Genomic DNA, 15449 nt, shown 5'->3' on the forward strand with positions numbered 1-15449 from the left:
TTTAATTAATTTTTTGTTGTTTAAACTTTTTTACAGATTGAATAAATAAAACGATAGAGCCTACGAAGTAAGCAGGAAACAAATAAATCAAAACCTCCCAGAGACCATTGAATTCAATAGCATCAAGTACTTTGAATAAAAGCACATTGAAACCTACATAACCATAAAGCAGAGCGAATACAAAAAGAGAAATGGCATCATATTCTTTACTCATTTTGTAAAAATAATACGTTGCTCCACCTAAAAGCAAGGCAAATAGAAAACATAATGGAACTTCTTTTTCTGAAAGTTTGCTAATTGTGGCAATACAAATTAGATGTTGAGCGAAAGTCAGATAGAGTAAATTAAAATGTATTTTCAATTTTATTTTTGAGCTGTAAATGGTCCATATAATAAGCAATAGTCCTAATCCAATAGCAGAAAATGCTAGAGTGTCATTAGAATAAAATTCGGTATCAAGAACTTTCTGTGGAGTTACAGTCAGACCGATACAAGCTGCGAGACCGGAAACTGCAATGCTAAGGACACTTTTGTTATCAAAATAATAGGCATAACAAAAGCTAATAATAGTTGGGACAAGCGTTGCTATTCCATAATTTTTACCAAAGAGCGTATATTGAAATTGTAGATACCCGATGAAAATACAACTTAGAATGGCAATGAGTAAGACTAAATAGTCATAGATTGGATTATCAAAGGCAACTTCTTCTTTATGAAATCCTTTTGCTTTTTTGAAACAAAAATAAAGACTAATGGCAATTAGTAAAAAAAGACAAATGATTATAACATCGTGACCAATTGAGTCAATATTTTGATAAATTAAAATTCCAATTCCTGATGTAAAGAGAAGTACGGATAAATAAAGTAGAAGTCTTAATTCAATATGCAAAGAAAAAATGCCAAGTTTTTGGTACTCTTCAATGGCGCCTAGTTGTTTATTGGTCATAAACCCTTTTTCTTGCAATGCGGTAGCGATTTTACTCTTGTAAGTATTTGTTTTCATAATTTGAATTCTGGCTTAATCAAAAATAAGCTATTTGTTTTGAAGTCACATTAAAAGTCTCTTATTCTTTCTTTTTTTACAAAGAACCAAAAAAAAGCCGTTCCAACAGAAAGTAGAACGGCTTTAGGTATTTAGCATATTTTTTTAAAAAGCGTTTTTCATTTTCTCTTTAATTTCTTCCAAACACAAATTATTAATACTTCCTTCGTGGGTGTGTTGGGTGGCTTTTGGTGATTGGTACGTGTCGTTTTCTAATTGTTCTGCTACCGCTTTGTAGGCGTCTCTAAAAGGCATGCCTGCTACTACCATTTCGTTTAGGGTATCTACGGTAAATAGGTAATTGTATTTTGGATCGGCTAGAATATTGTCTTTTACCTTGATGTCTTTGATGGAAAAAATCGCGATGTCCAAACAAGCCTTTAGATTTTGGATAGCGGGAAATAATCCTTCTTTCAACAATTGAAATTCACGGTGATAGCCACTAGGAAGATTATTAGTGATTAAAGTGATTTCATAAGGTAAGGCTTGAATTTTATTGCATTTTCCACGGATTAGTTCAAAAACATCTGGGTTTTTTTTATGCGGCATAATGCTTGAACCAGTCGTTAGATGAGCTGGTAAACTAATAAAATCAAAGTTTTGGCTCATATATAAACAAACGTCCATAGAGAATTTTGCCAAAGTCGCAGCCACGCTACTCATAGCAAAAGCGACTGTTTTTTCAGATTTTCCACGGCTCATTTGTGCTGCAACGGAATTGAATTTTAAAGTAGCAAAGCCTAATTCCTGAGTAGTAAAGGTTCGGTTAATAGGGAAGGAGCTGCCATAACCTGCGGCGGAACCTAATGGATTTTGATCTACCACTTTCAAGGCGGCATTCAACATCGTGATATCATCTATCAAAGTTTCGGCGTAAGCGGAAAACCACATGCCAAAGGATGATGGCATAGCAATTTGTAAATGCGTATAGCCGGGTAACAGGACATTTTGATACTGTTCAGCGGATTCCATCAACAAGTCGAATAGCGTTTTTACTTGTTCTTTGAGAGCTATGACAACGTCTTTCAGATACAAATTGACATCCACCAACACTTGGTCATTTCGAGAACGTGCTGTGTGTATTTTTTTACCAGCGTCGCCTAGTTTTTCGGTCAATAAATATTCGATTTTGGAATGTACGTCTTCAAAACTGTCTTCGATTTCGAAATCTCCTTTTTCGATAGTTACAATTATATCTTGTAAAGCTGAAACTAAATCATCAGCTTCTGTAGCATCCAATAATTCTATTTGAGCCAACATTTTAGCGTGAGCGATAGAGCCTAAAGCATCGTATTTGGCCAAAACCAAATCGAGTTCACGGTCATTTCCTACCGTAAAATGTTCGATTTGTTTGTCGGTTGGTATTCCTTTTTCCCAGAGTTTCATATTATTTTATTTTTCACAAAGCACCACAAAGGAGAACAGAGTTTCGCTAAGTGTCTTTATTAGATTTAATTTCTCGTTTTATTTTATTCCTAGCCCCGATAGTAGTGAAAATCCTTTTATGGCGGGGTTCGCCATAAAAGATTGTAACGGATAGCGGGATTAGCTCCTAAAAAAATCTGTCAATATTTTAATGTACAATTCAATTCCTTCTTCGATTTCATTGATGTAGATAAATTCGTCTGCCGAGTGGGACCGCAGGGTTTCTCCTGGACCAAGTTTTAACGACTGGCAACTCAACACCGATTGGTCCGAAAGCGTAGGAGAGCCGTAGGTGGTGCGACCTAACGCGATTCCTGCTTGTACTAAAGGGTGCGAAACGGGAATAGATGAAGCATTTAAGTGCATTGAACGCGGTGTTACAACAACTTCTACCTCCAAATCTTTTACTCCCCCTTTGGGGGTTGGGGGGATTATCGTATCTAATATTTCTGCATTGCTATAACAATCATTTACTCGAATATCGACTACCAAATGGCATTCAGCAGGTACTACGTTGTGTTGTTTTCCTGCGTTGATTTGGGTTACCGTCATTTTTACAGGTCCTAAAACTTCTGATATTTTTTCGAATTGGTAACTGTTAAACCAACTGATGATGGGCATCGCATTGTAAATAGGATTGTCAGGATTATGATGTGCCGCGTGACTTGCGGTTCCTTTTACGACTACATCCAAAACCAAAAGGCCTTTTTCGGCAATGGCGAGTTGCATTAATGTAGGTTCGCCCACGATGGCACAATCAATTTCTGGCAAATGTTTAAGTACGCTATTCAGCCCGTTTTTGCCACTGCTTTCTTCTTCTGCGGAGGCAACCATAACCAAATTGTAAGGCAAATTTTCTTGAGCATAAAAATGAACAAAAGTGGCCAATAAAGCCACTAAACAACCTCCAGCATCGTTGCTACCGAGACCAAATAATTTCCCGTCTTTTTCAATAGGTTCAAAAGGATCGTTGGTGTAGCCTTGGTTGGGTTTTACCGTATCGTGATGGGAATTCAGTAAAAGGGTAGGTTTAACCGCATCAAAATGCTGGTTATACGCCCAAATATTATTGTTTTCCCGCTCAAAGGGAATGCTATTTTGTTGGAACCATTGTTCGATTAAAAGCGCCGTTTGTTCTTCTTCACTAGAAAAGGAAGGAGTAGCAATCAATGCTTTTAGTAATACGATGGCTTCTTGTGTAAGGGTTGCTATGGTTTTCAAAATTTTTAATTTAACACTTTCAGACTTCAAAACTCTGAAAGTGTTGTTAGTAATCTACAATGTGATATTCGTACAAATTGCGTTGTTGTCTTTCAATAGTTTGTGATGTCCAATTTTTATTTTATGAACGCCTTTGGACAAGCTGTTAAAGCAATTGTCTAGTTTTGGAATCATCCCTGAATGAATGGCGCCTTCTGTTTTTAATTGCTCGTACAATTCTTTATTGATGTTTTCAATGACGGAAGTATCATCTTCAGCATCATACAAAACACCTGGTTTTTCGAAGCAATACGTCAAAGTAACTTCAAATACTTGCGACAAAGCAATGGCTAATTCACTGGCAATCGTATCGGCATTTGTATTCAATAATTGTCCCTGTTTATCGTGTGTAATAGCGCAAAAAACTGGTGTTATCTCGTTTTCTATCAGTGTTTCTAGTAGCGCGGTGTTTACTTTTTGTACATCGCCCACAAAACCGTAATCAATCATGGGATGATTTCTTTTGGTGGATTGAATCAAATTACCGTCAGCTCCAGAGAAACCCATTGCATTAGTTTCATTCGCTTGTAATTGCGCCACTATGTTTTTATTGATTTCGCCCGCATAAATCATCACTACTACGTCTAGCATAGGTTCGTCTGTAATGCGTCTTCCATCAATCATTTGTGGGACTAAACCAATACTTTGCGCCATTTTGGTAGCTGATTTTCCACCGCCGTGCACCAATATTTTATAACCTTCTATCTTCGAAAAATCGGAAATAAACTGTTGCAGTTCGGCTGAATTATCGATGATATTACCGCCGATTTTTACTATTGTTAGGTGTTTCATTTTCTGCATTAATACTCCAAACTTTTGGTTTTATTAGGTAATTTTTTTAATATTTTTTGCAGAACCAATTGTGCCGAAAAAGTTCTGTTATGGGCTTGCTGAATCACAATGGAGTTTTCGCTATCAATCACTTCATCGGCTACAATCATATTACGACGCACCGGAAGACAATGCATGAATTTGGCATTGTTCGTCAACTTCATTTTGTCGGCGGTAACCGTCCAATTTTCATCGGTATTTGTCACTTTCCCGTAGTCGTTGTAATTGCTCCAGTTTTTGGTATAAATAAAATCAGCATTTTCAAAAGCTTTATTTTGATCGTATTCTATTACCGAATCTTTAACGATTTCAGGATTCAATTCATAACCTTCAGGATGTGTAATTACAAAATCCATATCTCTTTGCAGTTGCATCATTTCTACAAACGAATTGGCCACGGCTTGAGGTAATGCTTTTGGATGGGGAGCCCAAGTCAGTACTACTTTAGGTTTGTGTTTGGTTTTGAATTCGTCCATCGTAATCGCATCGGCTAAGGATTGTAGCGGATGACCCGTAGCACTTTCCATATTGACAATAGGCACAGTGGCATATTTTACAAAACCACTCAATACCGTTTCTGCATTATCTTTGTCTTTATCCGTTAGTCCTGCAAAAGCTCTGATAGCAATAATGTCGCAATATTGCGAAACAACTTCGGCGGCTTCTTTGATGTGCTCTGAGGCGCCTTGATTCATAATCGTGCCGTCTTCGAACTCTAAAGTCCAACCTTCGGCTCCAAAATTCATTACCATTACGTTCATTCCTAGATTGATGGCCGCTTTTTGAGTACTCAAACGCGTTCTTAAACTTGGATTGAAAAAGAGCATAACTAGGGTTTTATCTTTACCTAGCTTTTGATTTTTCAAAGGGTCTTTTTTTATTTTTAGGGCTTGTTTTACCCATTTTTTTAGGGAATCGATTTCTTTTATTGAGGTGTAATTCATAGCGTTATCTTATTGGAATGCTGAATAAGCGGATTTGTAGTTTGTGATTTTTAGTGGCTCTAAGTTAAATAATTTTAGTAAAAGGGATTTCATTCCGCAGCGCTTTCCGCATAAAATCATCCTCTAGACCATTCACAATCCAAGTCTCAATATTGGCCTTTTTGGCAATTGCTGCCGATTCAATTTTTGATTGCATTCCGCCAGTTCCGTGAGACGACTTTTTATCGCCTATTTCTTTCTCTAGCAAAGACAAATCGGTTACTAATTCAATGGTTGATGGAAGCATATCGTTGATGGAAGCTTTGGTGTAGATGCCATTGGTATTGGTAGCAATAATCAAAATATCTACATTCAATAAAACGGCTGCTAGTGCGGCTAATTTATCGTTGTCACCAAACTTGATTTCGTCTGTGGCCACCGTGTCATTTTCATTGATGATCGGGATGTAATTGTTTTTGACCAAAACATTGATGGTATTCACGATATTGACTTTGGATTGTTCTTTCTCAAAATCAGAGTAGGAGAGTAGGCATTGTGAAATATGCAATCCTAAATCGCTGAAATTTTCGTGATAAATACGCATCAAATGGGGTTGCCCAATAGATGCTAAGGCTTGTTTTACAAAGACTTCTTGGTCATTATTGTCCAGCTTGACAAACTGTTTGGCAGCGGCAATCGCGCCAGAACTTACAATAATGAATTCGTATTGGTCTTGTAAGGCGGCAATTTGCATTCCAATATCCTCAATCTTTCCTCTCGAAATATGATTGGTTTCTTTGGTTAAGGTATTGCTGCCTAATTTTAATAATATTCTTTTTTTTGTCATTTTTTTAACCGCAAAGGGCGCAATTTTTTTATAATTGGAACGATTAAAACGCAACGTTCGCAAATTATTTTTATTTTTTTAAAATCCTTTATTCTTTGATTAAATACATTTTTTTTGCCTTTGATATGTCTAATTCAAAGTTATCCTTCCAAATTCTACAATCTTTTGTTGCGTTTTCAATTTTATCATAGTAAATGATTTGTAAATCATCATTTATGTATTGTATAATCATTATGTCATCGACTTTATTTAATGTGTTTTTATTTATTGAAACAAAACCATTTATTTGAGCAGTCGTTTTGACGCTTATTCTTCTACCATCCTCAGAAATAACATCAAATCCATGTTGATTTGTTTCTGACGCCAATGTTCCGTTTGTTTTCAAGGCGCAATAAAACTCACCGAGTCGTCCAATTAAATGTCTAACCTCAGTTGGTGAACATCCTAATTCGATAGTTTCTAGTTTGATGATTTCGAGATATTTATCGTATAATATTTTAATTTGATTTTTTGTCAGCATATTTTTATTTTGCATTATTATGAACAAATTTCGCATTGGATAGGGACATTGTAAGGACAAGTCGCGACTTTTCCCTACAATGTCCCTATCGAATCTGTCCTTCTCCGTAAATATACCATTTGTTGGTGACCAAATGTTGTAAACCAATTGGGCCGCGTTGGTGTAATTTGTCAGTGCTGATAGCGAGTTCTCCACCTAAACCAAATTGCCCTCCATCGGTAAAACGAGTCGAAGCATTATGGTAAACGGATGAAGCATCAACGTTATCCATAAATTCTTGGGTTGTAGTTTCACTTTCGGTGATGATAGCAGCTGAGTGACCTCCGCAATATTTATTGATTTTAGCTATTGCTTCTTGATTAGAAGAAACAGTGCCAATTACAATCTTATAATCCAAAAATTCTTCATACCAAATAGTATCTGAATCAATTTGGGGAATTTGGCTTGTTTTGGCAATTGTGGCATCTCCCAAAACAGTCACTTTTTGTTCTTGTAAAGCACGGAATAATTGGTTAGCAAAGGCTTCCCAATTCGGTAAATTAACATCAATCAATACTTTATCTAAAGCATTGCAAACAGATATATTTGAGGTCTTTGCGTTAATAATAATTGTCATTGCTTTATCTAAGTCGGCATCGGCGCTTACGTACACAAAATTATTACCGCGTCCACTTACAATCACCGGACAAGTAGCGTGTTTTTTGGTGAATTCAATTAGTTTTTCTCCACCACGTGGCACAATTAAATCGACCTTTTGAGTTGGTTTTTCCAAAAAAGCTTGGGTTTGTGCTCTATCGTAATTCAGGTATTCTACCCAATCCGTTGCTACACCATTGTTTTTCAAAGCTTGATGCCAAAGACTTACAATCTTTTGATTCGACAATAATGATTCTTTGCCGCCTTTCAAAAGGATTTTATTTCCTGACTTAAAAGCAATACCACCCGCTTCAACTGTTACATCAGGTCGAGACTCGTAAATAATTAAAACAGTGCCAAATGCAGCTGTCTTGTTGTAAATTTTAAGACCATTATCGTGAACAAATTCAAAGCGAATTTTCCCCACAGGGTCTTCTTGACCGGCCAATTGTTGCAAGGACAAAATCATACCGTCAATTTTGGCATCATCGACCAACAAACGTTTTTCCATTGCCAAATCTTCTCCGGAATAATTGGCTAAATCTTGTTGGTTACTACTTTTCAACGCCGTTCGTTCCTGCGCTAGCAAAGCCGCCATCGTGGTTAAAACGGCGTTTCTCTTTTCGATGGTTAGTAGTGTATTCATAGTTTTTGGTTAGTTAATTTTTTGGGCTTGTCTTTTCTTATACTTCGACAGGCTCAGTAGGTCAGGTTTTCCGCTTCCCGATGAAAAAATCGGGACTATTCCTCACGCACAATGTCATTAAGTTAAGAGATTTTAGATTGTAGATTAACGATTCTTGATTTTAGATTTTGGAGCAAGTAAGTAAAAATTACATGATTTTCAGTATCTTATACATCAGCAATCAAAATTCGTTAATCGAAAATAAGGAATCAAATTATTGATTATTCCTTAACTTAATGACATTGCCCTCACGCAGCAGACTGGCAAGGAATACTCACACAGTTTCTTATTTCAATTCAGCCAACGACTCTTTCAAGGCAACGATAAAGGTATCAATTGCCGCTGTGGTAATGGTCAAGGGCGGTAAAATTCTCAATAAGTTTTTATTGTTGGCACTTCCTGTAAAAATATGTTTTTCTACAATCATTTTCTTGCGTAACGCACTTACATCAAAATCAAATTCTACTCCAAGCATCAATCCTTTTCCTTTTACTTTGATGATTTCAGGCACTTGTTGGATGGTTTTCATAAAGTATTCGCTAACGGCATTCACATTATCGATTAACTTTTCGCTCTTGATTACATCCAAAACGGCAATTCCAGCGGCACATGCCAAATGACTTCCGCCAAAAGTGGTGCCTAGCAAGCCATAACTCGCTTTAAAATGTGGAGCAATCAAAATCCCTCCAATTGGGAAACCGTTGCCCATTCCTTTGGCCAAACAAATAATATCCGCTTTGATGTTATGGTATTGATGCGCAAAAAACTTCCCGCTTCTTCCATAACCCGATTGTACTTCGTCTAAAATCAAAACCGCTTCGTATTGTTTGCACAGTTTTTCTAAGGCTTGAAAAAATTCAGTAGTGCCTTCATCTAAACCGCCTACACCTTGAATTCCTTCAATAATCACGGTGCACACATCGCCTTTTTGTAATTCGGTTTCTACCAAATCAATTTGGTTTAGTGGTAAAAAAGTAACTACTTGTTGCGCATTTATGGGCGCTACAATTTTTTTGTTGTCTGTTACCGCCACTGCTGCCGATGTCCTTCCGTGAAAAGAGTTATCGAACGCAATTACTCTCGATTTTCCGTTGTGAAAAGACGCTAATTTTAGAGCGTTTTCATTGGCTTCGGCTCCTGAGCTACACAAAAACAATGCGTAATCATCATAACCTGACAATTCGCCTAATTTCTGCGCTAATTCTACTTGTAACGGATTTTGGATGGCATTAGAATAGAATCCTATGTGATCCAATTGTTCTTTTAGTTTCGCCACATAATGCGGTTGCGTGTGACCAATGGAGATAACTCCGTGGCCGCTGTATAAATCTAAATATTCCACACCGTTTTCATCTGTAATGGTGCAGTCTACTGCTTTTACAGGGGTGATGTTGTATAATGGGTAAACGTCGAATAGGTTCATTGTTGTTTTTTGTTTATGGTTTAAAGTTTAAGTTTTAAGGTTACACGAGCAACTTTAGACATTTTAACTTTAAACAAATTTTTTTAAAATCCACTTGGTTTCAAATGCAAACCGGTATTTTCTTCTAGTCCAAAAAGCAAGTTCATGTTTTGTATGGCTTGACCTGAAGCGCCTTTGACTAAGTTATCGATCACCGATGTAATCAAAATACGATTGCCTTTTTTCATCAAACTAATAATACATTTGTTGGTTTGAACCACTTGTTTTAGGTTGATATTGGTTGTGGTTACGGTTACAAACGGTTCGTTTTTGTAAAAGGCTTCATATTTGGCCACAACATCTTCTAAACTTTCCTCACAATGGGTGTAAAGCGTGGCAAAAATTCCTCTTGGGAAATCGCCTCTGTTAGGGATGAAAATTAATTCGTTTTTGAAACCTTCTTGTAATTGGTGTAAACTTTCGCCTATTTCTCCCAAATGTTGGTGTTCAAAAGCTTTGTAATGCGACATGTTGTTGTTTCTCCAACTAAAGTGTGAAGTTTCTGAGAGACTCACTCCAGCTCCCGTACTTCCTGTTGTGGCGTTGATGTGTACATCGCTATTGAGTAAGTTGGCTTCCGCCAAAGGCAATAAAGCCAATTGAATTGCGGTGGCAAAACAACCTGGATTGGCGATGAATTGCCCATTTTTGATGTCATTTTTATTCAGTTCGGGTAAGCCGTATACAAATTTTTTACCCTCAAAAACGGCGTCTTTTTCTAACCTGAAATCATTACCTAGGTCAATGATTTTGGTGTGGGTAGCAAATTGGTTTTCGGATAGAAAAGCTTTGGATTTGCCGTGACCTAGACATAGAAAAAGGACATTTACATTTGGGTTGATGGTATCTGTAAAATTCATTTCGATATCGCCCAAGACATCTTGATGCGCTACAGAAAGTGGTTTGCCAGCATTGGTGGTGCTGTACACAAAGTCGAGTTGGGCGTTGGGATGAAACATCAAGATTCTGATGAGTTCGCCAGCCGTATAACCCGAACCGCCAATAATTCCAATAGTAATCATAATTTTTATTTTTAAATATGCTATAAAACTGAATGCGTTTTGTTGCTTTTCCTGCAAGGTCTTTTTTTGACCTTGTAGGTATATTTTAGTTTATTTAATACCTACAAGGTTTGAAAAAAAACCTTGCAGGTATATTTTAGGTTATTTAATACCTACAAGGTTTGAAAAAAACCTTGCAGGATAAACCTGAAAATCCTAATATTTCCTCTCTAGCCCCGATAGTAGTGGAAATCCTTTGTGGGCTGGGGTTCAGCCTACAAAGATTGCAACGGATAGCGGGAACTAATGTTTCCTAAAATGCCTGAACTTTCGCTCCTAATCAATTTTTATACTATTCGTAAGTTTCGTTATTCACAGATGAAAATATGTTTTGTGCATTGCCTAGAATTTTGATAAATCCTTTGGCATCGTCAGACGTCCAAGCATTGTTCATTTCGCCGTATTGACCAAAGCCGGTGTTCATTAAATCGTTTGGCGACTCGATGCCGTCTAAGCTGAAATGATAGGGTTTTAAAGCAACAGTCACGGTTCCATTGACTGTTTTTTGCGTGTCTTCTAAGAAGGTTTCGATGTTGCGCATTACAGGATCCAAAAATTGCCCTTCATGGAATAACATGCCGTACCAGTTGCCCAATTGTTCTTTCCAGTATTGTTGCCATTTGCCTAGTGTATGTTTTTCTAACAAATGGTGCGCTTTGATGATGATTAATGGGGCTGCGGCCTCAAAACCAACTCTTCCTTTGATACCGATGATGGTATCGCCCACGTGAATGTCTCTGCCAATGGCGTAAGCGCTTGCCAATTTTTCTAAGGCTACAATATTATTCGATGGTTTGTCGGCATTGCCATTGATCGCGACCAATTCTCCTTTTTGGAATTCCAACGTTACTTTTTCTTCTCCTTGTTTTTGCAATTGCGAAGGGTAGGCTTCGCTTGGCAAAGGTTGTCCTGAAGTTAAGGTTTCTTTTCCGCCCACACTAGTTCCCCAAAGGCCTTTGTTTATAGAGTATTGTGCTTTTTCCCAAGAATAATGCACACCATTTTTGGCTAAATAGTCAACTTCTTCCTGTCGGGATAGTTTTAAATCACGAATAGGAGTGATAATTTCGATTTCGGGAGCGATGGTTTGGAAAATTAAATCAAAACGAATCTGGTCATTACCTGCACCAGTACTTCCGTGTGCAATGGCTGTGGCTCCAACGGATTTAGCGTATTTTATGGCTTCGATGGCTTGAAAAACACGCTCAGCACTCACGGATAGCGGATAGGTGTTGTTTTTTAGGACGTTTCCATAAACCAAGTATTTGATGGCTTTGTCGTAATATTTGTCTAGAATAGTAAGGTTGGCGTGTTTGGTGCTTCCTAATTCGTAGGCTCTGTCTTCGATAGCTTTTAACTCGGCATCATCAAATCCACCCGTGTTAATTAATACGGTATGTACTTCGAATCCTTTTTCGTTTTTTAAATATTTTAAACAATAGGAAGTGTCTAATCCTCCGCTATAGGCTAATACTACTTTTTTATTTTCCATTGTATATCTTTTGATGTTTTGTGCCTGACAAAACGTTGTTTTTTATTTTTTGAACTATTATTTTTTTAAGAAAAGGGCTTGTTTGATTTCTTTTAAACGATTCCAAATCCGGACATTGAACGGGTGTTTCGGTGGTTTTTTTTGTTTTTCTTTTGGGTCATACAGCATTCCGGTGCACAAACACATTTTGTAGTCTTTGCTTTTTAGAATCTCAAAATTGGTGCACGTTTGGCAACCTTTCCAGAAAGTTGGGTCGGTAGTCAATTGAGAAAAGGGAACAGGTTTGTATCCTAAATCGGAATTGATTTTCATTACTGCTAATCCAGTCGTGATGCCAAAAACTTTTGCTTCTGGGTATTTTTGTTGGGAATACTCAAAAACGAATGTTTTGATTTTTTTGGCTAATCCTAAATTTCTAAAGTCTGGGTGAACTATCAAACCTGAATGGGCTACGAATTGACCGTGTTGCCAAGATTCGATATAACAAAAACCGGCAAATTTCCCATCGATTATGGCGATAACCGCATTTTCGGTTTCCATTTTCTTTTGGATGTATTCTGGGGTTCTTTTGGCTATTCCTGTTCCTCTTTGTAAGGCCGAGGTTTCAATTGTATCACAAATTTCTGCAGCAAATGCATAGTGCTCTTTTTGTGCTACTACTATAGAAATATTCATTTCGGAATTCGATTTAGAGGTTAAAAATCGTTTGGTTCTTTTTTGTAAGGCAATCATAGTCAATGAGCTGTTAAAAGCACTGTTCTTTTTTTGTTTTATTGCAAAACAAAAAACAGTTACTTATAAAGTTATATTGAGTTTCAATCAGATTTGAAACTCCATTAAAAAATGGATTTGATTTCAAAATTGTAAAAATGAAAAAGGATAAAATATAGAAAACACTTTTTGGAGACTATAGGCATAGCATCCGCACTTCGGGAGAAGTGGCAAGCAAATTTATCCGGTAGATAGAAGTTATATGTAAACTTGTATTTTTCATTGCTGCAAATTTACAATATAAAATTTTATAAAAAATCAAATTTTACTTAAAATTGTTAAATTTCAACAAAATTTATTTTTAAAAGCAAAAAAAGTGATTTTTAAAGTCAAAATCACTTTTTTAGCAACAATATAGAGAAGAATTGATTTTTGAAAAGCTGTTTTTTTTATTCGAATCGATTTGAATTCATAATTTGTTTTATTTTTGACTTTAAGTCCTCACCTGTATCATATACCATTTGTTCTGAGGAAGGAAATGGAACTGCTCGACGATCGAAGATTCTAAAGTAACTTTCATCTGAGGCTCTTCGATCTCCTTTGTATGTGGCATAAATGTTTTCAAAAACAAATTCGCTGGTAACTGGATAAGATTGAAGTAATTGATTGCCTTTTGTGGAAACAAATTCAACTTTTGCTGTTACTTGACAGGTTTTAAGTTGACGATATTCGTAGATTTGAACCGTTACTTTTTTGATATTATCAACCAAAACCTCTTTGCCTTTTTCGTCTAATACCACTTTGCCGTTAGCATCAATTACTTTTTTGTAACCGTCTTTTATTTCACGTTCTTTAACAAATTCACGTTCTTTGATTTGTTCTGGCGAAACGAAAATGTCTCTAAAAAGAATCATCATGTAAAAGTCGTAATTGGTTCCTTTTTCTGGAGCATTATGGTACACGATCCAAGGATTATTCAAACGATACGTACTAAAGTCCAACAAATCGGTTTGCAAACGCGCAGGAATTATCATATTGGTTTCGTTTTTGGTTTTTACCAAAACAAAATCGGTTCCTTTAAATTTGGCCTCGTCTAATAATCGATTTACTTCTTTATAGTTTGGGCTAATTTTATTGAGATAGGTCAATTCTTCAAAAGCGTTTCTGAAGTTTACTTTGGTATTGGTTTTCATCAATTGTGACGCTTTTTTGTATAAGTATTCAGCCAAAATAGTTCTTGTGGATACAATTTGACTATTGTAATTATCAAAAGGGAAAATTGCATTTCTACCTTCTTTTTGTAAAAACAAAGGAAGTACAGGTTTTATTTTTTCTTGACGATCGTGTAATTGAACATAGAGGTTATACAATTTTTCTATTTGATTCGGATTAGATTCAATATTTAACATTTGAATGTTGTTCAAATCTCTTTCTTTGGCTTTGGCAAAGGCTTCTTCGAGCAGGTAAATGTAATCTTGTTTTCCTTTTTTGTCTTTGTTAGTTTTTAAGTTAGTCAAAGCATTGTTTATGGCTTCGTCATAGTTTCCAGTACTAACTAATTGTTGCGTTTTTTTTACCCCACAACTGCTAATAATAAAAAGAAGTATTAAAATAAGAGTAGTTTTCTTCATTTTTAAAGTAATTTCTTGAGTTAAGATTTGAATTTGACTTTTTTTTCTGGGAGATTTCAAATATGGTGCCAAAAAAAATCCGACATTTTAACTTGCCGGATTTAATTTAATGATTGTATTTACTCTTCCATGGTGTGATAAACGTTCATCACGTCATCATCCTCTTCAAGTTTTTCTATCAATTTTTCTACGTCGGCTATTTCGGCCTCGGTAAGTTTTTTGGTAATTTGAGGAATTCTTTCAAAACCTGAAGATAAGATGTCTAAGCTTCTGTTTTCTAGTTCTTTTTGAATGGTTCCAAAGCTACCAAATGGAGCGTAAATTAAAATTCCGTCTTCGTCTTCAAAAACTTCTTCGGCACCAAAATCAATTAATTCTAATTCTAATTCTTCAGCATCGATTCCTTCCTTTGGAATTCTAAAATTACAAGTATGATCAAACATAAATTCTACAGATCCTTGTGTTCCCAATGTACCATTACATTTATTAAAGTAACTTCTTACGTTGGCAACCGTTCTATTATTGTTATCTGTAGCGGTTTCTATCAATAATGCGATACCGTGAGGCGCATACCCTTCAAATAAAACTTCTTTATAGTTGGCAGTATCTTTATCGGTTGCTTTTTTAATGGCACGTTCTACGTTGTCTTTAGGCATATTGGCTGCCTTGGCGTTCTGAATAACGGCTCTTAGTCTAGAATTAGCGTCAGGATTTGGTCCGCCTTCTTTTACAGCCATTACAATATCTTTACCAATTCTAGTAAAGGCTTTGGCCATTGCTGACCAACGTTTCATTTTTCTACCTTTTCGGAATTCAAAAGCTCTTCCCATTTTTATTTTTATTTTGAACTGCAAAAATACAGTTATTCCTTATTTTACCAAATTCATTTCGGATTCTTTTGCCTCATTTTTATAATGCAACCT

Annotated in this window: 14 protein-coding genes; all 14 read right to left on the reverse strand. The window is 36.3% G+C overall.

What is annotated here, in order from left to right; genetic code table 11:
* Position 1: 1 nt before the first annotated feature.
* Positions 2-1003, reverse strand: a complete 1002-nt coding sequence (locus tag O9307_RS00750; RefSeq protein WP_298294232.1) for a DUF2157 domain-containing protein — start codon at positions 1001-1003, stop codon at positions 2-4.
* A 144-nt stretch (positions 1004-1147) separates the two neighbouring features.
* Positions 1148-2428: an argininosuccinate lyase gene (argH, locus tag O9307_RS00755; protein ID WP_298294234.1), complete on the reverse strand. Its 1281-nt coding sequence runs from the start codon at positions 2426-2428 to the stop codon at positions 1148-1150.
* A gap of 159 nt (positions 2429-2587) precedes the next feature.
* Positions 2588-3688: a M20 family metallo-hydrolase gene (locus tag O9307_RS00760; protein WP_298294237.1), complete on the reverse strand. Its 1101-nt coding sequence runs from the start codon at positions 3686-3688 to the stop codon at positions 2588-2590.
* A gap of 54 nt (positions 3689-3742) precedes the next feature.
* Positions 3743-4519, reverse strand: coding sequence for an acetylglutamate kinase (argB, locus tag O9307_RS00765; protein ID WP_298294240.1), 777 nt, complete (start codon positions 4517-4519; stop codon positions 3743-3745).
* A gap of 8 nt (positions 4520-4527) precedes the next feature.
* A complete protein-coding gene (locus O9307_RS00770) occupies positions 4528-5502 on the reverse strand; it encodes an N-acetylornithine carbamoyltransferase (protein ID WP_298294243.1) in 975 nt (324 codons plus the stop codon).
* Between the two features lie 64 nt (positions 5503-5566).
* The gene (proB, locus tag O9307_RS00775) at positions 5567-6328 is read right to left on the reverse strand and encodes a glutamate 5-kinase (protein ID WP_298294246.1); all 762 of its coding nucleotides are present in this window, start codon (positions 6326-6328) and stop codon (positions 5567-5569) included.
* An 88-nt stretch (positions 6329-6416) separates the two neighbouring features.
* Positions 6417-6863 (reverse strand): hypothetical protein, encoded by a 447-nt coding sequence (locus tag O9307_RS00780; protein ID WP_298294249.1) that lies wholly within the window; start codon positions 6861-6863, stop codon positions 6417-6419.
* Between the two features lie 70 nt (positions 6864-6933).
* Positions 6934-8130: a glutamate-5-semialdehyde dehydrogenase gene (locus tag O9307_RS00785; RefSeq protein WP_298294252.1), complete on the reverse strand. Its 1197-nt coding sequence runs from the start codon at positions 8128-8130 to the stop codon at positions 6934-6936.
* Between the two features lie 325 nt (positions 8131-8455).
* Positions 8456-9592, reverse strand: a complete 1137-nt coding sequence (locus O9307_RS00790) for an aminotransferase class III-fold pyridoxal phosphate-dependent enzyme (RefSeq protein WP_298294254.1) — start codon at positions 9590-9592, stop codon at positions 8456-8458.
* An 83-nt stretch (positions 9593-9675) separates the two neighbouring features.
* Positions 9676-10653, reverse strand: coding sequence for an N-acetyl-gamma-glutamyl-phosphate reductase (gene argC, locus O9307_RS00795; RefSeq protein ID WP_298294257.1), 978 nt, complete (start codon positions 10651-10653; stop codon positions 9676-9678).
* Between the two features lie 331 nt (positions 10654-10984).
* Positions 10985-12184, reverse strand: coding sequence for an argininosuccinate synthase domain-containing protein (locus O9307_RS00800; protein ID WP_298294260.1), 1200 nt, complete (start codon positions 12182-12184; stop codon positions 10985-10987).
* A gap of 57 nt (positions 12185-12241) precedes the next feature.
* Positions 12242-12859: a GNAT family N-acetyltransferase gene (locus O9307_RS00805; RefSeq protein WP_298294472.1), complete on the reverse strand. Its 618-nt coding sequence runs from the start codon at positions 12857-12859 to the stop codon at positions 12242-12244.
* Positions 12860-13344: 485 nt separating this feature from the next.
* Positions 13345-14526, reverse strand: coding sequence for a hypothetical protein (locus O9307_RS00810; protein WP_298294263.1), 1182 nt, complete (start codon positions 14524-14526; stop codon positions 13345-13347).
* A gap of 119 nt (positions 14527-14645) precedes the next feature.
* Positions 14646-15356: a YebC/PmpR family DNA-binding transcriptional regulator gene (locus O9307_RS00815; protein WP_298294266.1), complete on the reverse strand. Its 711-nt coding sequence runs from the start codon at positions 15354-15356 to the stop codon at positions 14646-14648.
* Positions 15357-15449: the final 93 nt, after the last annotated feature.

Source organism: Flavobacterium sp. (assembly GCF_027531905.1).
Taxonomy (GTDB): domain Bacteria; phylum Bacteroidota; class Bacteroidia; order Flavobacteriales; family Flavobacteriaceae; genus Flavobacterium.

Bases quoted from the DNA above. Each gene is read 5' to 3' on its own strand.
- O9307_RS00750 (WP_298294232.1), bottom strand. From the start codon at position 1,003: ATGAAAACAAATACTTACAAGAGTAAAATCGCTACCGCATTGCAAGAA.
- argH (WP_298294234.1), bottom strand. From the start codon at position 2,428: ATGAAACTCTGGGAAAAAGGAATACCAACCGACAAACAAATCGAACAT.
- argB (WP_298294240.1), bottom strand. From the start codon at position 4,519: ATGAAACACCTAACAATAGTAAAAATCGGCGGTAATATCATCGATAAT.
- O9307_RS00770 (WP_298294243.1), bottom strand. From the start codon at position 5,502: ATGAATTACACCTCAATAAAAGAAATCGATTCCCTAAAAAAATGGGTA.
- proB (WP_298294246.1), bottom strand. From the start codon at position 6,328: ATGACAAAAAAAAGAATATTATTAAAATTAGGCAGCAATACCTTAACC.
- O9307_RS00780 (WP_298294249.1), bottom strand. From the start codon at position 6,863: ATGCAAAATAAAAATATGCTGACAAAAAATCAAATTAAAATATTATAC.
- O9307_RS00785 (WP_298294252.1), bottom strand. From the start codon at position 8,130: ATGAATACACTACTAACCATCGAAAAGAGAAACGCCGTTTTAACCACG.
- O9307_RS00790 (WP_298294254.1), bottom strand. From the start codon at position 9,592: ATGAACCTATTCGACGTTTACCCATTATACAACATCACCCCTGTAAAA.
- argC (WP_298294257.1), bottom strand. From the start codon at position 10,653: ATGATTACTATTGGAATTATTGGCGGTTCGGGTTATACGGCTGGCGAA.
- O9307_RS00800 (WP_298294260.1), bottom strand. From the start codon at position 12,184: ATGGAAAATAAAAAAGTAGTATTAGCCTATAGCGGAGGATTAGACACT.
- O9307_RS00805 (WP_298294472.1), bottom strand. From the start codon at position 12,859: ATGAATATTTCTATAGTAGTAGCACAAAAAGAGCACTATGCATTTGCT.
- O9307_RS00810 (WP_298294263.1), bottom strand. From the start codon at position 14,526: ATGAAGAAAACTACTCTTATTTTAATACTTCTTTTTATTATTAGCAGT.
- O9307_RS00815 (WP_298294266.1), bottom strand. From the start codon at position 15,356: ATGGGAAGAGCTTTTGAATTCCGAAAAGGTAGAAAAATGAAACGTTGG.